The sequence below is a fragment of the Paracoccus sp. MC1854 genome, from assembly GCF_014164635.1.
In the GTDB taxonomy this organism is placed as follows: domain Bacteria; phylum Pseudomonadota; class Alphaproteobacteria; order Rhodobacterales; family Rhodobacteraceae; genus Paracoccus.
This window is the reverse complement of sequence record NZ_JACJFU010000001.1, coordinates 144,074-169,095: the sequence shown is the minus strand read 5'-3', so window position 1 is coordinate 169,095 and position 25,022 is coordinate 144,074. Positions and strand designations below refer to the sequence as shown.

The 25,022-nt window shown below is 68.1% G+C and carries 25 protein-coding genes; 19 read left to right on the top strand and 6 right to left on the bottom strand.

Annotated elements, in window-relative coordinates; translation table 11 throughout:
- Positions 1-143: 143 nt before the first annotated feature.
- Positions 144-1,739: a phosphoenolpyruvate carboxykinase gene (locus H5395_RS00825; protein WP_182790624.1), complete on the bottom strand. Its 1,596-nt coding sequence runs from the start codon at positions 1,737-1,739 to the stop codon at positions 144-146.
- Positions 1,740-1,857: 118 nt separating this feature from the next.
- Between H5395_RS00825 and H5395_RS00820 the strand changes: the two genes are divergently transcribed.
- The 6 genes from H5395_RS00820 (at position 1,858) to H5395_RS00795 (ending at position 5,127) form a co-directional block, all read left to right on the top strand.
- On the top strand, positions 1,858-2,301 hold the full coding sequence (locus tag H5395_RS00820; protein ID WP_182790623.1) for an HPr kinase/phosphorylase: 444 nt from the start codon (positions 1,858-1,860) through the stop codon (positions 2,299-2,301).
- 56 nt (positions 2,302-2,357) lie between these two features.
- Positions 2,358-3,332 carry an RNase adapter RapZ gene (rapZ, locus tag H5395_RS00815; RefSeq protein ID WP_182790838.1) on the top strand — a complete coding sequence of 325 codons (975 nt, stop codon included), beginning with the start codon at positions 2,358-2,360 and terminating at the stop codon, positions 3,330-3,332.
- Positions 3,329-3,736, top strand: a complete 408-nt coding sequence (locus H5395_RS00810) for a PTS sugar transporter subunit IIA (RefSeq protein WP_182790622.1) — start codon at positions 3,329-3,331, stop codon at positions 3,734-3,736. Before rapZ ends, H5395_RS00810 begins: the two co-directional genes overlap by 4 nt.
- The gene (locus H5395_RS00805; protein WP_182790621.1) at positions 3,733-4,008 is read left to right on the top strand and encodes an HPr family phosphocarrier protein; all 276 of its coding nucleotides are present in this window, start codon (positions 3,733-3,735) and stop codon (positions 4,006-4,008) included. Before H5395_RS00810 ends, H5395_RS00805 begins: the two co-directional genes overlap by 4 nt.
- Positions 4,009-4,020: 12 nt before the next feature.
- Complete coding sequence (locus H5395_RS00800; RefSeq protein ID WP_182790620.1) at positions 4,021-4,629, top strand: TetR/AcrR family transcriptional regulator; 609 nt, start codon at positions 4,021-4,023, stop codon at positions 4,627-4,629.
- A gap of 90 nt (positions 4,630-4,719) precedes the next feature.
- Positions 4,720-5,127, top strand: a complete 408-nt coding sequence (locus H5395_RS00795) for a DUF2852 domain-containing protein (protein WP_182790619.1) — start codon at positions 4,720-4,722, stop codon at positions 5,125-5,127.
- A gap of 30 nt (positions 5,128-5,157) precedes the next feature.
- Here the strand turns inward: H5395_RS00795 and H5395_RS00790 are convergent, their stop codons facing one another.
- On the bottom strand, positions 5,158-6,519 hold the full coding sequence (locus tag H5395_RS00790; RefSeq protein ID WP_182790837.1) for a glutamate--cysteine ligase: 1,362 nt from the start codon (positions 6,517-6,519) through the stop codon (positions 5,158-5,160).
- A 143-nt stretch (positions 6,520-6,662) separates the two neighbouring features.
- Between H5395_RS00790 and H5395_RS00785 the strand changes: the two genes are divergently transcribed.
- The 5 genes from H5395_RS00785 (at position 6,663) to pgi (ending at position 12,253) form a co-directional block, all read left to right on the top strand.
- Positions 6,663-7,883 carry an RSP_2647 family RNA methyltransferase gene (locus H5395_RS00785; RefSeq protein ID WP_182790618.1) on the top strand — a complete coding sequence of 407 codons (1,221 nt, stop codon included), beginning with the start codon at positions 6,663-6,665 and terminating at the stop codon, positions 7,881-7,883.
- Positions 7,880-8,425 carry an RSP_2648 family PIN domain-containing protein gene (locus tag H5395_RS00780; RefSeq protein WP_182790617.1) on the top strand — a complete coding sequence of 182 codons (546 nt, stop codon included), beginning with the start codon at positions 7,880-7,882 and terminating at the stop codon, positions 8,423-8,425. The genes H5395_RS00785 and H5395_RS00780 overlap by 4 nt, the downstream gene beginning before the upstream one ends.
- Positions 8,426-8,491: 66 nt before the next feature.
- Positions 8,492-9,928: a glucose-6-phosphate dehydrogenase gene (gene zwf, locus H5395_RS00775; RefSeq protein ID WP_182790616.1), complete on the top strand. Its 1,437-nt coding sequence runs from the start codon at positions 8,492-8,494 to the stop codon at positions 9,926-9,928.
- Positions 9,929-9,947: 19 nt separating this feature from the next.
- Complete coding sequence (gene pgl / locus H5395_RS00770; RefSeq protein ID WP_182790615.1) at positions 9,948-10,616, top strand: 6-phosphogluconolactonase; 669 nt, start codon at positions 9,948-9,950, stop codon at positions 10,614-10,616.
- Positions 10,617-10,642: 26 nt separating this feature from the next.
- A complete protein-coding gene (pgi, locus tag H5395_RS00765) occupies positions 10,643-12,253 on the top strand; it encodes a glucose-6-phosphate isomerase (protein ID WP_182790614.1) in 1,611 nt (536 codons plus the stop codon).
- 270 nt (positions 12,254-12,523) lie between these two features.
- On the opposite strand, the gene H5395_RS00760 is transcribed toward pgi, so the two are convergent.
- Both H5395_RS00760 and H5395_RS00755 read right to left on the bottom strand, forming a co-directional pair.
- Entirely contained in the window at positions 12,524-13,444 is a 921-nt protein-coding gene (locus H5395_RS00760) for an alpha/beta hydrolase (RefSeq protein WP_234450703.1), read from the bottom strand.
- Between the two features lie 68 nt (positions 13,445-13,512).
- Positions 13,513-13,797, bottom strand: coding sequence for an SCP2 sterol-binding domain-containing protein (locus H5395_RS00755; protein ID WP_182790612.1), 285 nt, complete (start codon positions 13,795-13,797; stop codon positions 13,513-13,515).
- Positions 13,798-13,956: 159 nt separating this feature from the next.
- Here H5395_RS00755 and H5395_RS00750 point away from each other — a divergent pair, with 159 nt between their 5' ends.
- The 5 genes from H5395_RS00750 (at position 13,957) to H5395_RS00730 (ending at position 18,994) form a co-directional block, all read left to right on the top strand.
- Entirely contained in the window at positions 13,957-14,424 is a 468-nt protein-coding gene (locus tag H5395_RS00750) for a tetratricopeptide repeat protein (protein ID WP_255434587.1), read from the top strand.
- Positions 14,425-14,494: 70 nt separating this feature from the next.
- Positions 14,495-17,452, top strand: a complete 2,958-nt coding sequence (locus tag H5395_RS00745; RefSeq protein WP_182790836.1) for a helicase-related protein — start codon at positions 14,495-14,497, stop codon at positions 17,450-17,452.
- A gap of 25 nt (positions 17,453-17,477) precedes the next feature.
- Positions 17,478-17,807 carry an RNA-binding S4 domain-containing protein gene (locus tag H5395_RS00740; protein WP_182790610.1) on the top strand — a complete coding sequence of 110 codons (330 nt, stop codon included), beginning with the start codon at positions 17,478-17,480 and terminating at the stop codon, positions 17,805-17,807.
- Between the two features lie 80 nt (positions 17,808-17,887).
- Entirely contained in the window at positions 17,888-18,226 is a 339-nt protein-coding gene (gene fdxA, locus H5395_RS00735) for a ferredoxin FdxA (protein WP_182790609.1), read from the top strand.
- Between the two features lie 258 nt (positions 18,227-18,484).
- Entirely contained in the window at positions 18,485-18,994 is a 510-nt protein-coding gene (locus H5395_RS00730) for a CarD family transcriptional regulator (protein ID WP_182790608.1), read from the top strand.
- 46 nt (positions 18,995-19,040) lie between these two features.
- On the opposite strand, the gene H5395_RS18680 is transcribed toward H5395_RS00730, so the two are convergent.
- Together H5395_RS18680 and H5395_RS00725 are read right to left on the bottom strand one after the other, a co-directional pair.
- Positions 19,041-19,169 (bottom strand): hypothetical protein, encoded by a 129-nt coding sequence (locus H5395_RS18680; protein WP_255440433.1) that lies wholly within the window; start codon positions 19,167-19,169, stop codon positions 19,041-19,043.
- 413 nt (positions 19,170-19,582) lie between these two features.
- Positions 19,583-20,968, bottom strand: a complete 1,386-nt coding sequence (locus H5395_RS00725; protein WP_182790607.1) for a dipeptidase — start codon at positions 20,966-20,968, stop codon at positions 19,583-19,585.
- A 178-nt stretch (positions 20,969-21,146) separates the two neighbouring features.
- On the opposite strand from H5395_RS00725, the gene hemA reads away from it, so the two are divergent.
- From hemA to ispG, 3 genes are all read left to right on the top strand, one after another.
- A complete protein-coding gene (gene hemA / locus H5395_RS00720; RefSeq protein WP_182790606.1) occupies positions 21,147-22,376 on the top strand; it encodes a 5-aminolevulinate synthase in 1,230 nt (409 codons plus the stop codon).
- Between the two features lie 195 nt (positions 22,377-22,571).
- Positions 22,572-23,717 (top strand): helix-turn-helix domain-containing protein, encoded by a 1,146-nt coding sequence (locus H5395_RS00715; protein ID WP_255440432.1) that lies wholly within the window; start codon positions 22,572-22,574, stop codon positions 23,715-23,717.
- 64 nt (positions 23,718-23,781) lie between these two features.
- Positions 23,782-24,903, top strand: a complete 1,122-nt coding sequence (gene ispG / locus H5395_RS00710; protein WP_182790605.1) for a flavodoxin-dependent (E)-4-hydroxy-3-methylbut-2-enyl-diphosphate synthase — start codon at positions 23,782-23,784, stop codon at positions 24,901-24,903.
- Positions 24,904-25,022 lie beyond the last annotated feature (119 nt).

The window sequence follows — 25,022 nt, the reverse complement described above, 5'->3', positions numbered from 1 at the left end:
CAGCTCAGGCTGTGGCGTCGGCTCCGCTCTTTCTTCTTTGCTTAAATATCCCGGGGTCCGGGGCAGCGCCCCGGTCCGGCGGTGACGCAAAAGAGGAGGGCGGCTCCTTTCGGAACCGCCCTTTCATCAGCTTGGAAGCGAAATCAGATCGCCGCGTCGCGGACGTCCTGATCGACCTTGTCCTCATATTTCCTGAAGTTCTCGCGGAACATGCCCTTCAGCTTCTCGGCCTGCGCGTCGTAAGCCGCGCCGTCGGACCAGGTCTGGCGCGGGTCAAGCAGCTTGTCCTCGACGCCCGGTACCGAGACCGGCACCTCGAAGCCGAAGTTCGGGTCGCGCTGGAACTCGACGTTGTTCAGCGATCCGTCCAGCGCCGCGGTCAGCAGCGCGCGGGTGGCCTTGATCGGCATCCGCGAGCCCGTGCCGAACGGCCCGCCGGTCCAGCCGGTGTTGACCAGCCAGCAGACAGCATCCGACTTCTCGATCCGCTCTTCCAGCAGACGCCCGTATTCCTCGGGGCGGCGCGGCATGAAGGGCGCGCCGAAGCAGGTCGAGAAGGTCGGCTGCGGTTCCACCACCCCGTCCTCGGTCCCCGGGGTCTTCGAGGTGAAGCCCGACAGGAAGTGGTACATCGCCTGCTGCGGCGTCAGCCGCGCGATCGGCGGCATCACGCCATAAGCGTCCGAGGTCAGCATGATGACGTTCTTCGGCTGCCCCGCCATGCCGGTTTCGGACGCGTTCGAGATCGCCTCCAGCGGATAGGCGCAGCGGGTGTTTTCCGTGATCGAGTCGTCGGCGAAGTCCAGTTCCAGCGTGTCGGGGTCGAAGACCATGTTCTCGACCACCGTGGCGAAGCGATGGGTGGTGGCGTAGATTTCCGGTTCGGCCTCGGGCGACAGGTTGATGGTCTTGGCGTAGCAGCCGCCCTCGAAGTTGAAGACGCCCTTGTCCGACCAGCCGTGTTCGTCATCGCCGATCAGCACCCGCGAGGGGTCCGCCGACAGCGTGGTCTTGCCGGTACCCGACAGGCCGAAGAAGATCGCCACGTCGCTTTCGTCGCCCGGCGCGTGGTTGGCGGAACAATGCATCGGCATCACGCCGCGTTCCGGCAGGATGTAGTTCAGCAGCGTGAAGACGCCCTTCTTGTTCTCGCCCGCATAGCCGGTGTTGGCGATCAGGATCATCCTGCGGTCGAAGTTCAGCGCGATCACCGTGTCACTGCGGCAGCCGTGACGCTCGGGGTCCGCCTTGAAGGACGGGCAGTTGATGATCGTCCAGTCGGGGGTGAAGCTCGCCAGTTCCTCGGCCTCGGGACGGCGCAGCAGGTGGCGGATGAACAGGTTGTGCCAGGCCAGTTCGCTGACAACGCGGACGTCAAGCTGATGTTCGGGGTCGGCGCCGCCGAACAGGTCCTGCACGAAATATTCGCCGCCCTTCATATGGGCCAGCATGTCCTCATAAAGCCGGTCAAACGCCTCCGGCTCCATCGGCGGGTTGTTGTCCCACCAGATCGAATCCTCGACCCCCGGCGTGCGGACCACGAACTTGTCCTTGGGCGAGCGGCCGGTCTTGGCGCCGGTAGACACGAGGAAGGCGCCGCCGAGGCCCAGCTTGCCCTCGCCGCGTCGGATCGCGGCCTCGACCAGCGCGGGTTCCAGCAGGTTGTAGTGGACCTCCCCCAGCCCCCGGATGCCCTGATCTTCGAGTTTGCAGTTCGGGTTGACGCGGGGTTGTGACATACCGGGACTCCTGTGGATCGCGCGCTGCGGCTTTGCCGCCCCTATAAACATGGCGAAATGATGAAGATAGACCGGCAATTGCAAGAGTTAGCGCAACCATCTGCCGTTAGCGATATCAATGATAAAACGGTTAACTGCCAAAAAGGGAAATGACCCCACGATCCACGCCAGCGCGGTGGAAATCGCCGGGCGGGGGCTGCTGATCCTCGGTCCCTCCGGCTCGGGCAAGTCGTCGCTGGCGCTGGCGCTGATGGGGATGGGGGCGCGGCTTGTGGCGGATGACCGGGTGATCCTGCGGGTCCGGGGCAGCAGCCTTGTCGCCGAATGCCCCGCCCCGATCCGGGGGCGGATCGAGGCGCGGGGGATCGGCCTCCTGCAGGCCGAGGCGGCAGGGCCGGTCGCGATCGCGCAGGTGGTGGATCTGGGGCAGGCAGAGACCCGGCGGCTTCCGCCCCCCCGCAGCATCATGCTTTCGGATCTGACGCTGCCCCTTGTCTTGGGACCGGCCGGCCCGCATCTTGCACCGGCGCTGATGCAACTGATGCGCGGCGGGCGCGGCTGACGGCGGGCGCCCTGATGGACGGGTTTGGCGTGAACGGCGGACAGGGGATGGAATCGATGGGCAGCGCCGAGCCGGGCGCCCAGCGGCTGGTGCTTGTCACGGGGCCGTCGGGGGCCGGACGCTCGACCGCGATCCATGCGCTCGAGGACATGGGCTTCGAGGCCATCGACAACCTGCCCCTGTCGCTGATCCCGCGGCTGCTGGACGGTCCCGCGCGGCCGGTGCCGCTGGCGCTGGGGTTGGACGTGCGCAACCGCGACTTTTCCGCCGCCAGCCTGATCGAGCTGATCGACGCGCTGACCCGCAACCCGGCCTTCGCGCCCGAGGTGCTGTATCTCGACTGCGCGACCGAGGTGCTGGTGCGCCGTTATTCCGAAACCCGCCGCCGCCACCCGCTGGCCGATGGCGGCACGCCTGCCGAGGCGATCGCGGCCGAGCGCGACCTGCTCGATTCCGTCCGCAACCGCGCCGATGTGCTGATCGACACCACCGACCTCAGCCCGCACGACCTGCGCGCGGAACTTGCCGCCGCCTTCGACCTGCGGGGCGGGCGGGGCCTGTCGGTGTCGGTCCAGTCCTTCAGCTACAAGCGGGGGGTGCCGCGGGGTCTGGACATGATGTTCGACTGCCGCTTCCTTGCGAACCCGCATTGGGAACCCGCCCTGCGGCAACTGGATGGCAGGAATGCAACGGTTCAGCATTACGTGACGACAGACCCCCGGTTCGAAACCTTTTTCCAGAAGGTTCGAGACCTTATACTCTTTCTGTTGCCCGCGCAGGTGGACGAGGGCAAGGCGCATCTGGCGATTGGCTTCGGCTGCACGGGCGGACAGCATCGTTCCGTCACCTTGGCCGAGCTTGCCGCCGACGCGCTTGCGAAAGAGGGTTGGCAGGTGTCTAAAAGGCATCGTGAATTGGAACGTCGCGCCTCGGTGCTGCGCCCGGCGGAAATGACGCCGGCCGAGCAGCGAACGGGTGCGTCTAGCGAAGCGACCGCGCAGAAGCCGTCGCGAGTGGTGGAAGGCAGTTGATCGGGATCGTCATCGTCGCGCATGGGGGACTGGCGCGTGAATATGTCGCTGCCGTCGAGCACGTCGTCGGGCCGCAGCGTGGAATCAGGGCGGTCACCATTGAGGAAAACCACGACCGCGCCGCCAAGGAGGCCGAAATCTGCCTGGCCGCCAACGAGGTGGATGCCGGCGACGGGGTGGTGATCGTCACCGACCTGTTCGGCGGCTCGCCGTCGAACCTGTCGATGCCTGCCTGCCTGCCCGCGCGCCGCCGCATTCTTTACGGCGCGAACCTGCCCATGCTGGTCAAGCTCGCCAAGTCGCGCCACCTTGAGGTCGAGGATGCCGCCGTCATGGCCGCCGAGGCCGGGCGCAAGTATATCGATTTCTACGCCCCCGAACCGGCGGAGCGAGCCGTGCTGTGACGGAACTCAGCCGCGAACTGCGGATCATCAACGAAAAAGGACTGCACGCCCGCGCCTCGGCCCGATTCGTCGAGACGGTGGAACGATTCGATGCCCGCGCCACGGTCGAGAAGGACGGAGAGCGGGTGGCGGGTGATTCGATCATGGGCCTGCTGATGCTCGTCGCGCCCCGCGGCAGCACCATTCGCATCACCACCAGCGGACCCGATGCCGAGCCGCTGATGCAGGCGCTGACCGACCTCGTGGGCGACTACTTCGGCGAAGGCCGCTGAGGGCCGCGCCCCGTGGCCCGCGACAGCTATCACCACGGCAACTTGCGGCAGGCACTCGTCCAGGCGACCGTCGCGCTGATCGAGAAAAAGGGACCGGCAGCCTTCACGCTGGCCGAGGCCGCGCGGCAGGCGGGCGTCAGCGCCGCCGCGCCCTACCGCCATTTTACCGGGCGCGAGCAACTGCTCGAGGAGGTCGCGCGGCAGGGCTTCATCGACTTCGCCGCGCGGCTTGAGGCCGCCTTTGACGACGGCCGTCCCTCGGCGCTGTCGGCTTTCCTGCGGATGGGGGAGGCCTATCTCGGCTTTGCGGCCGAAAAGCCGGGCTTCTACATGGCGATGTTCGAATCGGGCCTTTCGATCTCGGGCAACGCCGATCTTGCCCTTGCCGCCCAAGCCGCCGAGGCCGCACTGTTCCGGGGCGCCGAGGCGCTGTTCGCGCGTCTGCCCACCGCTCGCCGTCCGCCGGCGACCATGGTCGCCAACCATGTCTGGGCCATGTCCCATGGGGTGGTCGAGCTGTTCGGCCGCGGCCGTCCCGGCGCGCGCAGCCCGATCTCGGCCGACGAGATGCTGGAAAGCGGGGTGCTGATCTACCTGCGGGGCCTTGGCGTCATCGAATGAGATTCTTCGTGCAGGGGGATTGACGCAGACCCTCTGGACTCCGACATTGTTAATGTGATTAACATTCACATCGACTCACGGAGCATCCTCATGACCCCAGCCTATGAACCTCGCAGTTATCCGCCCGCAGAAGGCGTCGTTCAGTCCGTTCGGCAGCTTTTGCTGCATGTCCGCGACTGGCTGGACGCGCGGGGCAGGGTGGCATGGCTTGCCGCCATGATCCTCGGCCTTGTCTTCGCCTGGCCCGTCGGCCTTGCCATCCTCGGCTACATGATCTGGAGCAAACGCATGTTCGGAACCTGCACCCGCCGCAGCCGCCACGTCCCGGCTTATCGCACTGAACGCACCGGCAACGCCGCCTTCGACGCCTATCGCGACGAGACGCTGAAGCGGCTGGAGGACGAGCACCGCGCCTTCCTCGACTTTCTGCAGAAGCTGCGCGAGGCCCGCGACAAGGCCGAGTTCGACCAGTTCATGGACGAACGCCGCAATGCCTGAACACAGGGGGCCGGACCAACCGGCCCCTTTTCAATAGGCGCAGTCGGCGTAGATGCGCGACAGGTCGCCCTGCCATTCGCCGTGATACTTCGTCAGCAGGTCGTCGGCAGCGGTGACGCCCCGTTCCACCCGCTCGCGCAGCACAGCAAGGAACTGCCCCTCGTCCACGCCGTTCTGCAGCCGGGCGCGGGCGTTCAGCCCCGCCTCGGCCAGCGTCAGCGTCTCGGCGGCCAGATCCCGCAGGCGCAGACCTTCAAACTCGCCCGCCAGCCCGTCGCGGGAGGCGGCGCGGCGCAGGCCCTCGCGCTGCTCATGCGTCCAGCCGCGGGTGAGTTCTGTCGCGGCATCCAGCGCCCCCTGGTCATAGGTCAACCCGACCCACAGGGCGGGCAGGGCGTTCAGGTGGCTTGAGGGACCGGCGTCGGCGCCGCGCATCTCGATGAACTTCTTGACCCGTGCCTCGGGGAAGACCGTCGTCATGTGGTCGGCCCAGTCCGACAGGGTCGGCACCTCGCCCGGCAGTGCGGGCAGGCGGCCTTTCAGGAAGTCGCGGAACGACTGTCCCAGCGCGTCGATGTATGTCCCGTCGCGGTAGACGAAATACATCGGCACATCGAGCACGTAATCGACCCAGCGCTCGTAGCCGAAGCCATCCTCGAAGACGAAGGGCAAGAGCCCCGTGCGGTCCGCGTCGAGGTTCTGCCAGATATGCGCCCGCCAGGACTTCATCCCGTTCGGCCTGCCGTCGAGGAAGGGCGAATTGGCGAACAGCGCCGTCGCCACCGGCTGCAAGGCCAGCGCCACGCGCAGCTTCTGCACCATGTCGGCCTCGGACGCATAGTCGAGGTTCACCTGCACGGTGCAGGTCCGGTACATCATCTGGGTGCCCAGCGTGCCGACCTTTTCCATGTAGGGCGTCATCAGCGCATAGCGCCCCTTGGGCATCATCGGCATCTGTGCCTGATCCCAGATCGGGGCCGCGCCCAGGCCCATGAAGCCGACGCCCATCCCTTCGGTCACGGCCTTCACCTCGGCCAGATGCTGGCGGGTCTCGTCGTCGGTGTCGTGGATCGTCTCGACCGGGGCGCCCGACAGTTCCAGCTGGCCACCCGGTTCAAGGCTGACGCTGGCGCCGTTCCGCGACAGGCCGATCAGCTTGTCGCCCTCGCGGACCTCGGCCCAGCCGAAGCGGTCGCGCAGCCCTTCGAGGATGGCAAGGATGGACCGCGGCCCCTCGTAGGGCAGGGGCTTCAGCGTGTCCCAGAGGAAGCCGAACTTCTCGTGCTCGGTGCCGATGCGCCAATCTTCGCGCGGCTTCTCGCCCGACGCGACATATTCGGCCAGCTCTTCGCGCTGTTCGATCGGGCCGCCGCCCTGCTGGGGAATGGACATGGGGGCCCTCACGAGGTCGTAATCGGGGGGACAGGTGGCGCGGCGGTCGGGGAGTGTCAAGCCAACCCTTCGACGGGGGCAAGCCTTGCCGGACCCCGGCGCGCGTGTCAGAGGCAGGAGAACCCCGAACGCCCGAGACCCCGATGACCGACCTGCCCGACACGAGTGATGCCCGCGCCCTGCCGCTGGTGCGCCTGCGGCCCAAGGCGAATGCGCGGGCGATCCGGCATGGATTCCCCTGGGTCTATGCCGACGAACTGGCGCTGGACCGCCGCACGAAGGGGCTGGTGCCGGGCGCGATGGCGGTGCTGCAGGATGCCGAGCGCGGAGCCTTGGGCGTCGTGACGGTCAACGTCCACTCGAAGATCGCCGCGCGGGTGATGGACCAGGACGCCGGGGCGGAGATCGACCGCGCATGGCTGGCCGCCCGCTTGCGCCGGGCGCTAGCGATGCGCGAGCGGCTGTCCGACGCGCCGTTCTACCGGCTGGTCCATGCCGAGGCGGACGGGCTGCCGGGAGTCGTCATCGACCGCTTCGGCGATGCGGCGGTGATCCAGCCCAACGCGGCCTGGGCCGACCGGATGCTGGGCGACCTGTCCGCTGCACTGGCCGAGGTCACGGGCGTCTCGACCATCGTGATGAACGGCTCGGGCCGGGCTCGGGGACTTGAGGGGCTGGACGAGCGGACCAAGGTGCTGACTGGCTCGGTCACCGTGCCGATCGAGGTGCCGATGAACGGCGCGACCTATCTGGCCGACCTGACCGGCGGGCAGAAGACCGGCCTGTTCTATGACCAACGGCCGAACCATGCCTTTGCACAGCGGCTGTCCCGAGGCGCGCGGGTACTGGACGTGTTCAGCCATGTCGGCGGCTTTGGCCTTGCCGCACTTGCAGGCGGGGCAGAAAGCGCGACCTGCGTGGACGGCTCGGCTGCCGCGCTGTCGCTGGCGCAGGGTGGGGCGCGCGCGATGGGCCTTGAGGCGCGGCTGACCACGCGGCAGGGGGATGCCTTCGCCGTCATGGAGGCGCTGGCGACCGAGGGCGCACATTTCGACCTAGTGATCTGCGATCCGCCCGCCTTCGCGCCCGCCAAGCAGGCGCTCGACGCCGGCCTGCGCGCCTATGAGCGAGTGGCGCGTCTGGCCGCGTCTCTGGTCGTGCCGGGGGGCTATCTTTGCCTCTGCTCCTGCAGCCATGCCGCGGACCTGACGGCCTTCCGCAACGCCAGTGCCCGGGGGATCGGGCGGGGCGGGCGGCGGATGCAGCTGATCCACACGGGCTTCGCCGGGCCGGACCACCCGATGCTGCCGCAGCTTGCCGAAAGCGGCTACCTCAAGGCGCTGTTCTTCCGGCTGGACGGATGAAGGCGGTCCTCGACGCCTGCGTCCTCTACCCGACCGTCCTGCGGGAAATCCTGCTCGGCGCGGCGGATGCCGGGCTTTACCAGCCGGTCTGGTCCGCCCGCATTCTCGACGAATGGCGCCATGCCGCCGCCCGCCTCGGCCCTGACGGGGCCGCCGTTGCCGGGGCCGAGATCGCGCTGCTGCGCCTGTCCCATCCGCAGGCCGAGGCCGCCGGCGACGGCACCCTTGCCGCGGGCTTCGACTGGCCCGATCCCGCCGACCGCCATGTGGCCGAAACGGCGCTGGCCTCGGGCGCTGAACTCATCGTCACCGCCAACCTGCGCGACTTCCCCGCACGCGTGCTCTCGGCGTTGGGCCTGCGTGCCGTTCATCCCGACGCCTTCCTGCTGGACCTCTGGCGGCACGATCCCGAGCCCGTGGCGGCCAGCGTCGGGGCCGCCCATGCCAAGGCGCAGGCGCTGGGCGGGCGGGTCCCCTTGCGCGACCTGATGGCCCGCGCCCGGCTGCCGCGGCTGGCGAGGGCGCTTGCCCGCGCGGGCTGACGGCTTGCCGGGGCGGGGTACAGCCTCTACCACCATGGCCGAAGCGTGAAGGGGACGGTGAAAGCGATGGCATCGCGTCTGACAGCGGTCGATGACTTCGATCTCGTCATCTTCGGCGCGACTGGCGACCTTGCGCGGCGCAAGATCTTCCCCGCCTTGTTCCGCCGCCATTCGGCCGGCCATTTCCCCGACGGCGCCCGCATCATCGGCACGGCCCGCACCCCCATGGACGACAGCGGCTTCCGCGCCGACATCGCCGCCGCCATCGCCGAGTTCGACCCGCCCCGTGCCGGCGACCCCGGGCTTCCCGCCTTCCTTGGCCGCCTGTTCTATGTCCCCGTGGATGCGACGGGCGCCGAGGGCTGGGCGGACCTTGCCGCAAGGATGCGCAAGGACGTCGTGCAGGCTTTCTACCTTTCGGTCGCGCCCGCGCTGTTCGGCGATATTGCCGACCGGCTGTCAGGCCACGGGATCGCCGGGTCGGATGCCCGGATCGTGGTGGAAAAGCCCTTCGGCCGCGACCTTGCCTCGGCCCGCGCGCTGAACCGCACGCTGGCGCGGCATTTCACCGAAGGGCAGATCTACCGGATCGACCATTATCTGGGAAAGGAAACGGTCCAGAACCTGATGGCGATCCGCTTCGCCAACATCCTGTTCGAGCCGCTGTGGAACGCCCATTACATCGACCATGTCCAGATCACCGTGGCCGAGACCGTGGGCGTCGCCGGCCGCGCCGCCTATTACGACCACGCGGGCGCCATGCGCGACATGGTGCAGAACCACCTGATGCAGCTTGTCTGCCTGATCGCGATGGAGCCGCCCTGGCGCTTTGACCCCGACGCGGTACGGGACGAGAAGCTCAAGGTCATCCGTGCACTGGAGCCGGTGCCCGAGAGCGACATCGTGCGCGGGCAATATGCCGCGGACGGCGCCGGCTACCGCGCCGATGTCGGAAACCCGGCCAGCCGCACCGAAAGCTTCGTGGCGCTGAAGCTGCGCCTTGCCAACTGGCGCTGGCAGGGGGTGCCCTTCTACCTGCGGACCGGCAAGTGCCTTGCCGCGCGCACCAGCGAGATCGCGGTCGTCTTCCGCAAGCCGCCGCACTCGATCTTCGACGCCGAGGAGCGGCAGAAACCGGACCAGCTTGTGATCCGCCTGCAGCCGAACGAGGGGATCAACCTCATGGTGATGATCAAGGAGCCGGGGCCGGGCGAGCTGCGTCTGGTCGAGGTGCCGCTGGACATGAGCTTCGCCGAGGCTCTGGGGGTCGACATACCCGACGCCTATGAACGGCTGATCACCGAGGTGATCCGCGGCGACCAGACCCTGTTCATGCGCGGCGACGAGGTCGAGGCCGCCTGGGCCTGGGCCGATCCCGTCATCCGCGCCTGGGAGGAGGGGGGCGCGCAACCCGCATCCTATCCGCCCGGCACCAGCGGCCCCGATGAAGCGTTGGGGCTGATCGGCCGCGACGGCCGCCACTGGCGTAACCTGCAGTCCTGAACCAAAGGCAAGAGAACCGATGAAGCTGATCGAGCATCCCGACCGCGAGGCGCTGACGCTGGCCGTGGCGCAGGAAATGACCGAGGCGCTGGGCATGGCGCTGAAGACCCGCGACAGGGCGGTGCTGTGCCTGCCGGGCGGCTCGACCCCCATCCCCGTCTTCAAGGCACTGGCGGCGGCACGGCTGGAATGGGACCGCGTGCTGGTGATCCCCAGCGACGAACGCTGGGTGCCGCCCGACCACAACCGCTCGAACGCCCGGCTGATCCGGCGCAACCTGATCGAGCAGGGCGCGGGGGCCGAACTGATCGAGCTTTACGCCGAGGGCCTCGACCCCGCAGCCGGGGCGGCGCTCGCGTCCGAGCGGATCGCGCCCCTGCTGCCGCTGTCGGTCCTGCTGCTGGGAATGGGCGAGGACATGCACACCGCCAGCCTGTTCCCCGGCGCCGAGGGACTGGCCGCCGCGCTTGACGCCGCGGCGCCTCCGGTGCTGCCGATCATGGCTGCGGCAACCGAGGAGCCGCGCGTGACCCTGACCCGGCCCGCGCTGAGTTCCGCGACCGAAAGCTTTCTGATGATCGCCGGGCCGGAAAAGCGCGAGGCGCTGGAACGCGCGGCCTCGCTACCGGTCGAGCAGGCGCCGGTCGCCGCCGTGCTCAAGGGCATGATCGTGCATTACGCGGAATGACCGCGCCTTCATTGAAAGGAACATCGATGACCGACCTCTGGGGTCAACTGGCGGCGCATCGCGCGGCCACGCAGGACCGTTCCATTGTCGCGCTGTTCGACGCCGGCCCCGACCGTGCCCGCGACTGCGCCCTTTCCGCCGAAGGGCTGTGGTTCGACTGGTCGAAGACCGCCATCGACGGGACCGCCCGCGACCTGCTGCTGGCGCTTGCAGCCGATGTGCCGGCCCGGCGCGCGGCGATGTTCGCGGGCGACAAGATCAACGAGACCGAGGGTCGCGCCGTCCTGCACACGGCGCTGCGGGCAAGCGACGGCCCGATTCTCGTCGATGGCCATGACGTGCTGCCCGAGGTCCAGGCGACGCTTGCCCGGATGCGCAGCTTTGCCGATGACATCCGCTCGGGCCGGCGGGCGGGGCAGGGCGGCGCCTATACCGATGTCGTCAACGTCGGCATCGGCGGCTCGGATCTGGGGCCTGCGATGGCCGCGCTGGCGCTGGCGCCGTATCAGGACGGGCCGCGGCTGCATTTCATTTCCAACGTGGACGGGGCGGATGCGGCCGACACGCTGAAGGGGCTGGACCCGGAAACGACGCTGGTGATCGTGGCGTCCAAGACCTTCACCACCCTCGAGACGATGACCAACGCCGATACCGTGCGCCGCTGGATGGCCGGACGGGTGCGCGATCCGGCCAGCCAGTTCGCCGCGGTGTCGAGCGCGCCGGACAGGACGGCCGAGTTCGGGATCGACCCCGACCGCGTCTTCGGCTTCGCGGACTGGGTGGGCGGGCGCTATTCGGTCTGGGGGCCGATCGGGCTGTCGCTGATGCTGGGGATCGGGCCTGACCAGTTCGATCAGTTCCTCGCCGGCGGCCGCGCGATGGACGAGCATTTCCGCGAGGCTTCCCTGGACCGGAACCTGCCGGTGATGCTGGCGCTGGTGGGTATCTGGCACCATCAGGTCTGCGGCTATCCGACCCGCGCCGTCCTGCCCTATGCCAACCGCCTGCTGCGGCTGCCCGCCTATCTGCAGCAGCTCGAGATGGAATCGAACGGCAAGGGCGTCACCATGGACGGCACAGCGCTGGACCGTCCTGCCGGCGCCATCGTCTGGGGAGAGCCGGGGACCAACGGCCAGCACGCCTTCTACCAGTTGATCCACCAGGGCCTGCAGGTCGTCCCCTGTGAGTTCATCGTCGCCGCCTGCGGCCACGAGCCGGAACTGGATCACCACCAGAAGCTGCTGATCGCCAACTGCCTGGCGCAAAGCGGCGCCCTGATGCGCGGCCGCTCGCTGGAGGAAGCGCGGGCTCAGGTCGCCGCCAAAGGGCTGACCGGCCCGGAAGCCGAGAAGCAGGCCCGCCACCGCGTCTTTCCGGGCAACCGCCCCTCGACCACGCTGGTGATCGAGGAACTGACGCCCTTCACCCTTGGCCAGATCATCGCGCTTTACGAGCACCGTGTGTTTGTCGAGGGCGTGATCCTCGGGATCAACAGCTTTGACCAGTGGGGGGTCGAGCTTGGCAAGGAACTCGCCCAGCAGATCGCGCCGCTGCTGGATGGCGCCGAGGCCGAGGGACAGGACGCCTCGACGCTGGCGCTGGTGCGGCAGATCAGGGCGTTCCGAGGCGAGGGCTGAGACGGAACGCCGGAACGAGCCGCAACGGCGGGGGCCGGATCAGAATCTTGTACCGGCATGGCGGCAGGAAGTGCCGGGTTGAGGGGCTGCATGAGTAGCCCTGCTGCCGGAAAGGGCATCAGGACCATGGCCGCCAGGGCAGGGGACCGGCCGGCGGCCGTTTTCTGACGACCATTTCACCATAAACGCATGAGCCAGACAGGACAGGGCGCCGCGTCCCTTGTGGGTGAAAGGATCGGTCGCCGTTGCCGCAGCCACCTGCGTCCCCCGTCAGCCTCGAAACAGGGCGACGGCTGAGGAAAGGAACCGCTCGGCCACGGGGGCCGCCTCGAACATCAGTTCGTGGCGGGCGCCGGGCAGGTCCAGCAGTTGCGCCTGTGGCCAAGCCGCCGCGCGGATGTGGATCGCGGTGGCCGAGACAACGGCCTCGGCCCCGCCCACGGCGATCAGCGCCGGAAGATCGGGCGAGGGCAGGGCGCCGAGACGGCGGCATTCGGCGCGCGCCGCGGCGATCCAGGCATAGGTGGCGCCGCCGAGGGTCAGTTCGGGCCAGCTTCCGGCCTGCGCCACCAGCCGCGCCCATTGCACCGGGTCGCCGGTCAGGGCATTCCCGCGAAAAGGCGCGTCCAGCAGATAGGTCCCGCCGCTGCCCGTGCCGATGGCCGTCAGTTCGGCGCGGCCCAGCCGCCGGGCGATACCCGTGAGGCCGGTGATGACCGCGTCCGGCACCCGAGGATGGTGCAGTCCCCACATCGGGGCCGAGAAGGCCGCGGTTTCCACCGGCAGCCCGTTCAGAAGCGCGGCGAGGCCGATGCAGCCCCCCATCGAATGCGCAAGCAGGTGCCAGGGACGCGGCAGCCCCAGCGTATCGGCCGCCACCACAATTTCCACGACATCGTTCTGGTAATCGGCGAAGTCGGCGATGTGGCCCGCGCGGGGATCGCGCAGCAGCCGGTCCGACAGCCCTTGTCCCCGCCAGTCGATGGCAAGCACGGCAAAGCCCCCGGCCGCAAGCCGGGTGGCGATTCCATCGTATTTCTCAAGATACTCGGTCCGGCCCGGAAACAGCAGAACCGTTCCCGTTGCAGCGTCCCGGGGTTGCCACAGGCCGAGCCGCAGCCGCAGGCCATCCTCGGCCTGCAGGAAGAAGGCCTGTCCCGGTGAGGGCGGCTCACCGGGCAGGCGGTTCAAAGGCGCCGGCTGAAATCCCTGTGACCCGGAGGCCGGTCGGGCGACTGCGTCCATCGGCGCCCGGTCCGTCAGGAGAGCGCCGCGCCCAGCTTCATCGCGGCGGGCAGCGAGCCGTCGATCTTCAGCTTGCCGCTCATGTAAGCCATGGTCGGGTTGGTGTCGCCGTTCATGATTCCTTCGAAGGTGTCGCGGCTGGCGGTCAGCGTCACCTCGGCCGCCTCGTCGCCCGCGCGGACGCCCTGTTCGTCGATCATGATCGCGCCTTCGCCCTCGACGACGAACTTCGCCGAACCGTCGAACGAGGAAATCCGGTTCCCCAGTGCCTTGACGGCACCCTCGATCACTGCACTCATCCAATCTCTCCCAATCTGGCGCCGCGGCGCGGGAATGCTTACATCATCCATATGCGCGTGCCGATGACCCAGTTCCACCCTGCCGCAGCGGCATTTGGCGCGGCAATCTTGTCGATTCTGTTAACGGCTTTGCCCCTGCGCGCGCAAAGCCCCGCCGAAATGGATTCACTTTTCAGCGAACTGTCCTTGCAGCAGGGCGATGCATGGATGCGGGCGCAGTCTGACATCGAGCGGGCCTGGTCGCGCTCGGGTTCGGCCGCGCTGGACCTGCTGCTGATGCGGGGCGAGGCGGCGCTGGACGCAGGCGACGTGCCTGCCGCCATCGGCCACCTGACGGCGCTGACCGAGAACGCGCCCGACTTCGCCGCCGGATGGGCGGCGCGCGGAACGGCCTTTTATCTTGCCGGGCAGACGGGTCCCGCGATCTCTGATCTCGCGCAGGCGCTGCGGCTTGAGCCGCGGCACTGGCCCTCGCTCACGCTGCTGGCCACGATCCTCGAGGATATGGGGGACCATGACCGCGCGCTTGCCGCTTATCACGAAAGCCTGGTGATCCATCCGCATCAGGAGGAAGCGCGCGACGGCATCGGGCGGTTGCTGGCCGAAGGCCAGGGGCAGGACGCCTGACGTGGCGGGACGCGTCACGGCCGTGCTGGGGCCGACGAACACCGGCAAGACCCATTATGCCATCGAGCGGATGCTCGCGCACCGCACCGGCGTCATCGGCCTGCCGCTGCGGCTGCTGGCGCGCGAGGTTTATGACCGCATCGTGAAGGCGCGCGGGCCGTCGGTCGTCGCCCTCATCACCGGCGAGGAGCGGATCGTCCCCGAACGCGCCGCCTACTGGGTCGCCACCACCGAGGCCATGCCCGAGGTGCTGGCCGATTTCGTCGCCATCGACGAGATCCAGCTTTGCGCCGACCCCGAGCGCGGCCATGTCTTCACCGACCGCCTGCTGAACATGCGCGGCCTGCACGAGACGCTGCTGCTGGGTTCTGCCACCATGCGCCCCGCTATCGCCGCGCTGGTCCCCGAGGCGCAGTTCATGCGGCGGGAACGGTTTTCCACGCTGACATGGGCGGGGTCCAAGAAGCTGTCCCGGATGCCCCCGCGCTCGGCCATCGTGGGGTTCAGCGTTGATGACGTCTATGCCACGGCGGAACTGATCCGGCGCCAGAAGGGCGGCTGTGCGGTGGTCATGGGGGCGCTGTCCCCGCGCACGCGGAACGCTCAGGTGGCGATGTATCAGGCGGGGGAGGTCGATTACCTTGTCGCCACCGACGCCATCGGCATGGGGCTGAACCTCGACATCCGCCATGTGGCCTTCGAGGCGACCCACAAGTTCGACGGCCGCCGCCTGCGGCCCTTGTTTCCGCACGAACTGGGCCAGATCGCCGGCCGCGCCGGGCGCCACACCGAACCCGGCACTTTCGGCGTCACTGGCGAGGCGCAACCCTTGGACGAAGGGCTGATCGACGCCATCGAGAACCACCGCTTCCAGCCGATCAGCCGCCTGATCTGGCGAAATTCCTCGCTGGAGTTCGGTACGGTGGACCGCCTGATCCAGTCGCTGGAACAGCCCTCGGGCAGCGAATGGCTGGGACGGGGGCGAGAGGCGGACGACCTGTCGTCGCTGAAAACCCTGTCGGCCCTGCCAGAAATCCGCGACCGGGTGACGCATCCCAAGGACGTGCGGCTTCTGTGGGACGTCTGCCGCATCCCGGATTTCCGCGGCATCTCGCCTGCGGAACACACCACGCTGCTGACCCGCATCTACGGCTTCCTGCAGGACGGCGGCATTCCCGGCGACTGGCTGGCGCGGTCCGTGGCGCGGATTGACAAGCCCGGCGGCGACATCGACGCGATCAGCAAGCGGCTCGCCTATATCCGCACCTGGACCTATGTCGCCCAACGCAATGGCTGGGTCAGGGACGAAGCCCATTGGCGGGAAGAAACCCGCGCGGTAGAAGATCGCCTGTCGGATGCGCTTCATGCCGCGCTGACGCAGCGATTCGTGGACCGGCGCACATCCGTATTGCTGCGCCGGCTCAAGCAGAAGGAGAGCCTGGTGGCCGAGGTGAACGACAAGGGCGAGGTGACGGTCGAGGGCGAATTCGCCGGCCGTCTGGAAGGGTTCCGGTTCCGCACCGACCCCAGCGCCCAGGGCGACGAGGCGAAAATGCTGACCCGCGCTGCCTATGAGGCGCTGCGCCCCGAGTTCCACCTGCGCGCGGACCGCTTCTACAACGCGCCGGACACGGAACTGGACTTCACCGTGCAGGGCGGGCTGATGTGGGGCGGCTCGGCCGTGGGCAAGCTCGTCCGCGGCGCCGATCCCCTGAAGCCGGGCATCGAGGTCTTCGTGGACGAGGACGCCGGGCCGGAGGTGGCCGAAAAGGTCCGCCGCCGCTTGCAGCATTTCATCGACCGCAAGATCGCCGCGGGCTTCGAGCCCTTGCTGACGATGCAGGCCGACGAGGCGCTGACGGGTCTCGCCCGCGGCGTGGCCTTCCGGCTGGTCGAGGCGATGGGGGTTCTGCCGCGCGAAGGCATCGCCTCGGAAATCAAGGAACTGGACCAGGATGCGCGCGGCAGCTTGCGCAAGCACGGCGTCCGCTTCGGCCAGTTCACCATCTTCCTGCCCGCGCTGCTGAAGCCCGCGCCGACCCGGCTGCGGCTGCTGCTGTCGGCGCTCTGGGCCGGGGCCGACGAATTCCCTGAATCGCCCCCTCCGGGGTTGGTGACGATCCCGAACCTGCCCGACGTGCCGCGCGACTATTACACGCTGTCGGGCTACCATCCTGCGGGCGAGCGAGCGATCCGCATCGACATGCTGGAACGGCTGGCCGACATGCTGCGCGCCCAGGACAGCCGCGGCGGCTTCGAGGCGACGCCCGACATGCTGTCGATCACGGGCATGACGCTGGACCAGTTCGCCGACCTGATGGGCGGCCTGGGCTATCGCGGCGAGAAAGCCGAGCGGGTGAAGACCCGCGCTGTCGTCGCCGTTGTTCCCGAACCCGCGCCGGTGCCCGAAGGCGAGCCCGTCGCGCCGATGACGGAAGAGGAAAGCGTCCTCGCCGCCGAGACCCGCGCCCGCTGGGAAGCCGAGCAGGCCGAACGCCAGCGCGCCGAGGCCGAGGCCGAACAGGCGGCCGCAACGGAAGCCGGGGAGGTTCCGGCCGCTGACGGCAACGAGGCCGAGGCAGCCGAAGCGGCGCCGGAAATGGAAAGCTTCTACACCTTCACCTGGGCGCCCCGTCCGCGCGGTCCCCGGCGCGAGGGCCGGGACGGCGAGGCCCGCGGCAACCGCCGTCCAGGCCGCTTCGGCGGCACCCAACCCCAAGGGGGGCAGCAGCGCGAGGGCCAGCCGCGCCAGGCCGCGCCCGCCGAAGGCGAGGACCGCCGCGGCGACCGGCCACGTGCCGAACGTCGTTTCGGCGGCGACCGCCAGGGCGAAGCCCAAGGCCAGCAGCGCCAAGGCAAGTCCGGCAAGCCGAAGGGCGAACGCGGCAAGGGCGGCCCCGCCGGCAAGGATCGCCCGCCCCGGAACGAAGGGGGGCGCAGCTTCGAATCGCGCCCGCCGCGCAACGACAAGCCGATCGACCCCGACAGCCCCTTCGCGGTGCTGGCGGCGTTGAAGAACAAGTCGTGATCGCGGCCAAGAGGTATCGCGCCTGATGGTGCGCAGAGGTAGGGACCGGGACGAGGACGAGGACGAGCCGCCGACCTCGATCCGGCTCGACCGCTGGCTGTGCCATGCGCGGGTCTTCAAGACGCGCACCATGGCCGCGGACCGCATCAGCGAAGGGGGCGTCCGCGTGAACGGCGCCCCCTGCCGCAAGCCGGGGCATGAGGTGAAGGCGGGCGACGTGGTGACGGCCGCAGCACCCGGCGGCGTCCGCAGCCTGCGTGTCCTTGCGCCGGGCGAGCGCCGTGGCCCGGCCAGCGAGGCGCGCGAGCTTTACGAGGATCTGGACGCGGCCCCTGGCGCTGCGCCGGAAGCATAGCCGCCCGTGATCCCCGCCGGGTTGAACCCCGGCGATGAAAGGCATAGTTGAGGCCCCGCACCTGCCTCGCGAGGATTCCGATGACCTATGTCGTGACCGACAACTGCATCATGTGCAAATACACGGACTGCGTCGAGGTCTGCCCGGTGGACTGCTTCTACGAGGGCGAGAACACGCTGGTCATCCACCCCGACGAATGCATCGACTGCGGCGTCTGCGAACCCGAATGCCCTGCCGACGCGATCCGGCCCGACACCGAGCCGGACATGGAGGCCTGGGTCGAGTTCAACCGGAAATATTCCGAACAGTGGCCGGTCATCACCCGCAAGAAGGATCCGCTGCCCACTGCGGCCGAGATGGACGGCCAGCCCGGCAAGATGGAGAAGTACTTCTCGCCGAATCCGGGCGAGGGCGACTGAGGCCCGGATTCGGAACGCATCCGCCGGAAGAAAGGCCCGGGCGGCCTGATGATGGAGGTCGCGGGAAAAACCCCTTCATTTAAGGGGTGATTCGTGATACAACACTGTCATATCGGCCACGTTCTGCGCTGGCCGGCTGCCTTGTGGCCGGACATATGCCTGTCCTGCCAGCAGACAACAATCACACGCACCTCGGGAGGGCAAGTCCTCTGGGGGCATTTTTGCGCCCCGGCAGGGCGTAAGCTGGAAGGAAGCAGGATGTCGAAGACCAAGAAGAACGAGTTCCACCCCGACGATTTCGTGGTTTATCCCGCCCATGGCGTCGGCCGCATCGTGTCCATCGAAGAGCAGGAGGTCGCCGGCCTTCGCCTCGAGATGTTCGTGATCTCGTTCGAAAAGGACAAGATGACGCTTCGCGTCCCGACCGCCCGCGCCACCGAGATCGGGATGCGCGGCCTCGCCTCGCCCGACATGGTCGATCGCGCGATGGAAACCCTGAAGGGCAAGGCCCGCGTCAAGCGCGCCATGTGGTCGCGCCGCGCGCAGGAATACGAACAGAAGATCAACTCGGGCGACCTGCTGTCCATCGCCGAGGTCGTCCGCGACCTGCACCGCAACGACGACCAGCGCGAGCAGTCCTATTCCGAGCGCCAGCTTTACGAGGCCGCGCTGGACCGCCTGACCCGCGAGGTCGCCGTTGTCAGCGGCATCGACGAGGGCGGCGCCCAGAAGAAGGTCGAGGCAGTGCTGACGGCCCGCGCGGCCTGACCGCATTCCCTTAAAGGCAGGGGCGGGTCCGTGGGGCCCGCCTTTTTCATGTCCGTCGCCGCTCGACCAGCGCGATGACCAGCGACATCACCGCGAACTGGGGCACGGCAATCATCAGCAGCAAAGGCTCTGCCATTCCAGGCTGGTAAACCGTGTTGCTGATGTCCTTTCCCAAAAACCGGAGCCTTTGGTCCAGCCCTCCATATAGCTGCAATCCGGCAGGACCGGCTTAGCGGCTGCGAAAGTCAGCCGGGCTGCCAAGGCCGTCCACAGTGGCAGAACGGGGATCAGGCGAAGCAATCGCCTCGATCCCGTCCTTCCAAAAGTGCCCGTGTTGCCTTTGCGCTCTTAAGGCAAGGCCTGCATTATCGCTCCGTCCCCCAAGGACGTCCGGGACGGCAGAACCGCGAGGGCGGCTTCAGCCATAAGGGTGCCGGCGGGGAAAGCGCGGCAGGGCCAGCGCCCGGGATGATGTTGCCGATGCCCTGCCCGGACACAAGGCAGTTGGCGATCTTGCCCCTTTCCCGTCCTCTGCAGGCCAGCAACCATGCTGCCGTGGCATCCGCAAGAACGCGCGCAGCGCCGGGATCACGCCAGCGCCGCCAGGATACGCGCCCAGCTTCGTGCGCCCTTCGAGAAGCTTTGCACGTCGTATTTCTCGTTCGGCGAGTGGATGCGGTCGTCATCCTTTCCGAAGCCGATCAGCATCGTGTCCATCCCCAGCAGTCGCTTGAAGTCGCCCGCCACGGGGATCGAGCCGCCCGCGCCGATGAAGGCGGCCTCGCGGCCCCATTCCTCGGTCAGCGCCTGCTTCGCCGCTGCGAAGGCCGGGTCCGAGGTGTCCATAACACTGGCCTGCGAATTGCCATGGGCGTGGAACTCGACGGTGCAATCGGCGGGGATATGGGCGCGGACATGGGCGCGCAGCGCTTCGCGGATCGCATCGGGGTTCTGGGTGCCCACCAGCCGGCAACTGACCTTGGCGCGGGCCTCGGCGGGCAGGACGGTCTTGAAGCCCTCGCCCGCGTACCCCCCGGCGATGCCGTTGATCTCGAAGGTCGGACGGTTCCAGACCATCTCCAGCCCGGTGCGGCCCTTTTCGCCCACCGGCTCGCGCAGACCGACGCGGGACAGGAACTCGGCCGCGTCGAAGCCCAGCGCTTCCCAGTCGGCGCGCAACTCGTCGGTCAGTTCCGGCGCGCCGTCGTAGAAGCCGGGCAGGGTCACGTGGCCATCCGCGTCCTTGATACCGGCGAGCGCGTTCACCAGCACCTGGATCGGGTTCGCGGCCAGTCCGCCGAAGCTGCCCGAATGCAGGTCGCGGTCGGCGGCGCTGACCACGATCTCCTCGCCCATCAGGCCCCGCAACTGGGTCGTGATCGCGGGCCGCCCGTCGGAATACATGGTCGTGTCGCAGATCAGCGCGAGGTCCGCCCGCAGGGCGTCAGCATTCTCGCGCAGAAAGAGCTGGAGGTTGGGAGAACCCGATTCCTCCTCGCCCTCGAACAGCAGGGTCAGGCCGGGAGGCAGGGTGCCGTGGACGGCCTTCCACGCCCGGCAGGCCTCGACGAAGGTCATCAACTGGCCCTTGTCATCGGCGGCCCCGCGTCCGCGGATCACCTGGCCGTCCGGTGTGTCCTGAACCTGCGGGTCGAAGGGCGGGCGGTGCCACAGATCCAGCGGATCGACGGGCTGCACGTCGTAATGGCCGTAGAACAGAAGGCTGCGCCCCTCGCCCGCAGGCGTGCGCGCCACCACCATCGGGTGGCCGGGCGTGTCCATCACCGAGGCCTCAAACCCCAGTTCGGACAGTTCGTCCCGCAGCCAGCCCGCCGCCAGCCGCACATCCGCCGCGAATACCGGGTCGGTCGAGATCGAGGGGATGCGCATGAAGGCCATCAGCCGCTCCAGCGCCGCGGGCAGCCCCGCGTCCAGCCGATCCAGCACCTCGTCCAGCCGGTAATCCGTCGCCATCATCTGTCCTTTCCCGAGCATATTCATCGAGTTCCCATACGACTTTTCGTCTCAGGGAGGGAATAGAGGCTGTTAATCGCGCCCATTGATCCTTATCAATGCAGGGACCATCGGCCCGAACCATGTTCGGGACAGGCCCGTGAGGCAAGCCCAGCCAGTTACGCAAGGGAGCAAGCTGATGAACTACGATGCCGCACTCGATCAGGCTCTGCAGCGTCTGCATGACGAAGGCCGCTATCGCACGTTCATCGACATCGAACGGCGCAAGGGCCATTACCCGCAGGCAATCTGGAAGCGTCCCGATGGGGGCGAGCAGGAAATCACCGTCTGGTGCGGCAACGACTATCTGGGCATGGGCCAGCACCCGGTCGTGCTGAGCGCGATGCATGAGGCGCTGGATTCGACCGGCGCGGGTTCGGGCGGGACGCGCAACATCTCGGGCACCACGGTCTATCACAAGCGGCTGGAAGCCGAGCTTGCCGACTTGCATCGGCAGGAAGCGGCGCTGGTCTTTTCCTCGGCTTATATCGCCAACGACGCGACGCTTTCGACCCTGCGCAAGCTGTTCCCCGGCCTGATCATCTATTCGGACGAGCTGAATCACGCGTCCATGATCGAGGGGATCAAGCGCTTCGACGGCGCCAAGCGCATCTTCCGCCACAACGATGTGACCCACCTGCGCGAGCTTCTGGCTGCCGACGACCCGGCCGCGCCCAAGCTGATCGCCTTTGAGTCGATCTATTCGATGGACGGCGACTTCGGTCCCATCGCGGCGATCTGCGACCTTGCCGACGAGTTCAACGCGCTCACCTACCTCGACGAGGTTCATGCCGTGGGCATGTATGGCCCGCGCGGCGGCGGCGTGGCGGAACGCGACAGGTTGACAGAGCGCATCGACATCTTCAACGGGACGCTGGGCAAGGCCTTCGGCGTCTTCGGCGGCTATATCGCGGGTACGGCCAAGATGTGCGACGCCATCCGGTCATATGCGCCCGGCTTCATCTTCACCACCTCGATCCCGCCGGCGGTCGCGGCGGGGGCCGCGGCCTCGATCGCCCATCTCAAGAGCGCGCAGGGGCAGAAGCTGCGCGACACCCAGCAGCTGCACGCCCGCATCCTGAAGATGCGGTTGCGCGGGCTGGGCCTGCCCATCGACGACCGCGGCAGCCATATCGTGCCGGTTCATGTCGGCAGCCCGGTCCATTGCAAGATGCTGTCGGACATGCTGCTGGCGGATTTCGGCATCTACGTCCAGCCGATCAACTTCCCGACCGTGCCCCGCGGGACCGAGCGGCTGCGCTTCACGCCCTCGCCGGTCCATGACCCCAGGCAGATCGACCATCTGGTGCGGGCAATGGATGCCCTGTGGTCACGCTGCGCGCTCAATCGCTCGCATGCGGTCGCCTGAACCTCAACAACCTGTGTTGTCCCTCTCGCCGGCATGATAGTCTGTCCTTAAATAAAACAGGCCGGATTCGCGTTACTGGCGCAAAGCGGACCTTCCAGAATGAGGCAGGCAACAATGAGCGGGACGCAAACGCCGTCAGCGGCGGGCGATTCCTTGATGGACAGGGGGGCAGCGCCGGGTTTCGATGGTTTCGAAATGCGGCTCGGTGACATGATGCGCGGCGAGCGGGCCACCATCGGCAAGTCGCTGCTGGATGTGCAGCGCGAGTTGCGGATCCGTGCTTCCTATATCGCCGCGATCGAGAACTGCGACATCTCGGCCTTTGACGCGCCGAGCTTTGTTCCCGGCCATGTCCGCTCTTACGCCCGCTACCTGGGGATGGACCAGGACTGGGTGCTGCGTCGTTTTGCCGAGGAATCAGGCTTCCAGCTTGCCAATGGCGCGGGTTCGGCGCCCGTCGCGGCCCAGCCCGGCCGCCGCCCGGCCGATCTGGCCGAGTCGCTGGCCAATCCCCGCGCCTTGTATCTGCCGCAGCCCGAAAGCTTCTGGTCCTCGGTCGAGCCGCGGGCCATCGGCTCAGTGCTGGTGATGGCGCTGGTGGCCCTGGGCCTCGGCTATGGCGGCTGGTCCGTCCTGCAGGAAGTGCAGAAGGTCAACCTGACGCCCTCGGACCAGGCGCCGGCTGTCATCGCGACGCTGGACCCGGCGCAGGACGCAGGTCCGGCGGGCGAGGTGGACCTTGCCGCGGTTGACCTGCCGCAGCCCGAGGCGCTGGATCGCATCTATCGCCCCCGGGCGCTGGAGGTGCCGGAACTGACGCCGCGTGACACCCCCATCGCCGCCATTGACCCCGGCTTGTCCGAGAACGCCGCCGCGCCGCAGGCCCATGCCGTCGCGGGGACCGGGGCGCAGCCCGCCCCCGCCCAGGTTGCCGTGGCGCAACCGGCCGAAACGCAGGCGGTCCGCACGCTGGGACCGGAAGCGGCACAGGTCGAGATCCTGGCAACCCGCCCCGCCTGGGTCCGGGTCAGCGCCGCCGATGGCTCGGTGATCCTGGAAAAAACGCTGGACGCGGGCGAGCGCTTCACGCTGCCGCCGACCGAACAGCCGCCGGTGCTGCGGACGGGAAACTCGGGCGCGGTCTATTTCGCGGTGAACGGCGACACCTATGGTCCCGCCGCGCCGGGCGCCAAGGTCGTCAAGGATGTCGAGCTGTCGCCGACCGCGCTGACCGGGGCCTTCGCGCTGGCCGATCCGGCAGCGGACCCCGAGCTTGCCAGCATGTTCTCGGTCGCCTCTGCCGCGCCGCTGCAAAGCGAGGGGGTTGCTGCCACGCCTTGACGGGTGCGGTTGCCGCCGCGGGCCCAAGGCCCTATCTTGCGGGCACCAGCCGAAAGGTCCAGCGATGACGCATAATCCGATCCGCCCGTGGCGCAACATCCAGCGCCGGCCCTCGCGCCGCATCATGGTCGGCCCGGTTCCCGTGGGGGGCGATGCGCCCATCAGCGTCCAGACCATGACGAACACCGACACGACGGACGTGCGGGCCACGCTGGCCCAGGTGATCGCGGCGGCGGATGCCGGGGCGGACATCGTGCGCATCTCGGCCCCGGACGAGGCCTCGACCCGCGCCCTGCGCGAGATCACCCGCGAAAGCCCGGTGCCGATCGTGGCGGACATCCATTTCCATTACCGCCGCGCCATCGAGGCGGCCGAGGCGGGCGCTGCCTGCCTGCGCATCAACCCCGGTAACATCGGCGATCCCTCGCGGGTGCGCGAGGTCGTGCAGGCCGCCAAGGATAACGGCTGTTCCATCCGCATCGGGGTCAACGCGGGTTCTCTGGAACGCCACCTGCTGGAAAAATACGGCGAGCCCTGTCCTGATGCGATGGTGGAATCCGGGCTCGATCACATCAGGCTGTTGCAGGACAACGACTTCCACGAATTCAAGATCAGCGTGAAGGCCTCGGATGTGTTCCTTTCGGCTGCCGCCTATCAGGCGCTGGCCGAGGCGACGGACGCGCCGATCCACCTTGGCATCACCGAGGCTGGGGGCCTGCGCGGTGGCACGGTCAAATCGGCGGTCGGCATGGGCAGCCTGCTGTGGGCCGGAATCGGCGACACGATCCGCGTGTCGCTTTCGGCCGATCCGGTCGAAGAGGTGAAGGTCGGCTACGAGATCCTGAAGTCGCTGGGCCTGCGAACGCGGGGGGTTCAGATCATCTCTTGCCCTTCCTGCGCCCGGCAGGGGTTCGACGTTATCAGAACCGTGGAAACCCTTGAACAGCGGCTGGAACACATCAAGGTGCCGATGAGCCTGTCGATCATCGGCTGCGTGGTGAACGGGCCGGGCGAGGCGCTGATGACCGACCTCGGCTTCACCGGCGGCGGCGCGGGCAGCGGCATGGTCTACATGGCCGGCAAGCAGAGCCACAAGATGTCGAACGCCCAGATGATCGACCACATCGTCGAACTGGTCGAGCGCCGCGCCGAGGAACTCTCGCGGTTGCCGCAAGCTGCGGAATAGGGTCCGCCCCGGCCGGCAAGCATCGCCCGCTCGGACATCGCAGGCTGCGCGCGGTCGTTGACAACCGCTCGTGCCGGTTGCGTTGGGCGTCGCCTGCGGCGGAGTTGCTCTTGCTTCAT

What these genes read in the sequence shown, in the direction of transcription:
- H5395_RS00825 (WP_182790624.1), bottom strand. Translation starts at nt 1,739, where the DNA reads ATGTCACAACCCCGCGTCAACCCGAACTGCAAACTCGAAGATCAGGGC.
- H5395_RS00820 (WP_182790623.1), top strand. Translation starts at nt 1,858, where the DNA reads ATGATAAAACGGTTAACTGCCAAAAAGGGAAATGACCCCACGATCCAC.
- rapZ (WP_182790838.1), top strand. Translation starts at nt 2,358, where the DNA reads ATGGGCAGCGCCGAGCCGGGCGCCCAGCGGCTGGTGCTTGTCACGGGG.
- H5395_RS00795 (WP_182790619.1), top strand. Translation starts at nt 4,720, where the DNA reads ATGACCCCAGCCTATGAACCTCGCAGTTATCCGCCCGCAGAAGGCGTC.
- H5395_RS00790 (WP_182790837.1), bottom strand. Translation starts at nt 6,519, where the DNA reads ATGTCCATTCCCCAGCAGGGCGGCGGCCCGATCGAACAGCGCGAAGAG.
- H5395_RS00785 (WP_182790618.1), top strand. Translation starts at nt 6,663, where the DNA reads ATGACCGACCTGCCCGACACGAGTGATGCCCGCGCCCTGCCGCTGGTG.
- H5395_RS00780 (WP_182790617.1), top strand. Translation starts at nt 7,880, where the DNA reads ATGAAGGCGGTCCTCGACGCCTGCGTCCTCTACCCGACCGTCCTGCGG.
- zwf (WP_182790616.1), top strand. Translation starts at nt 8,492, where the DNA reads ATGGCATCGCGTCTGACAGCGGTCGATGACTTCGATCTCGTCATCTTC.
- pgl (WP_182790615.1), top strand. Translation starts at nt 9,948, where the DNA reads ATGAAGCTGATCGAGCATCCCGACCGCGAGGCGCTGACGCTGGCCGTG.
- pgi (WP_182790614.1), top strand. Translation starts at nt 10,643, where the DNA reads ATGACCGACCTCTGGGGTCAACTGGCGGCGCATCGCGCGGCCACGCAG.
- H5395_RS00755 (WP_182790612.1), bottom strand. Translation starts at nt 13,797, where the DNA reads ATGAGTGCAGTGATCGAGGGTGCCGTCAAGGCACTGGGGAACCGGATT.
- H5395_RS00750 (WP_255434587.1), top strand. Translation starts at nt 13,957, where the DNA reads ATGGATTCACTTTTCAGCGAACTGTCCTTGCAGCAGGGCGATGCATGG.
- H5395_RS00745 (WP_182790836.1), top strand. Translation starts at nt 14,495, where the DNA reads ATGCTCGCGCACCGCACCGGCGTCATCGGCCTGCCGCTGCGGCTGCTG.
- H5395_RS00740 (WP_182790610.1), top strand. Translation starts at nt 17,478, where the DNA reads ATGGTGCGCAGAGGTAGGGACCGGGACGAGGACGAGGACGAGCCGCCG.
- fdxA (WP_182790609.1), top strand. Translation starts at nt 17,888, where the DNA reads ATGACCTATGTCGTGACCGACAACTGCATCATGTGCAAATACACGGAC.
- H5395_RS00730 (WP_182790608.1), top strand. Translation starts at nt 18,485, where the DNA reads ATGTCGAAGACCAAGAAGAACGAGTTCCACCCCGACGATTTCGTGGTT.
- H5395_RS00725 (WP_182790607.1), bottom strand. Translation starts at nt 20,968, where the DNA reads ATGGCGACGGATTACCGGCTGGACGAGGTGCTGGATCGGCTGGACGCG.
- hemA (WP_182790606.1), top strand. Translation starts at nt 21,147, where the DNA reads ATGAACTACGATGCCGCACTCGATCAGGCTCTGCAGCGTCTGCATGAC.
- H5395_RS00715 (WP_255440432.1), top strand. Translation starts at nt 22,572, where the DNA reads ATGCGGCTCGGTGACATGATGCGCGGCGAGCGGGCCACCATCGGCAAG.
- ispG (WP_182790605.1), top strand. Translation starts at nt 23,782, where the DNA reads ATGACGCATAATCCGATCCGCCCGTGGCGCAACATCCAGCGCCGGCCC.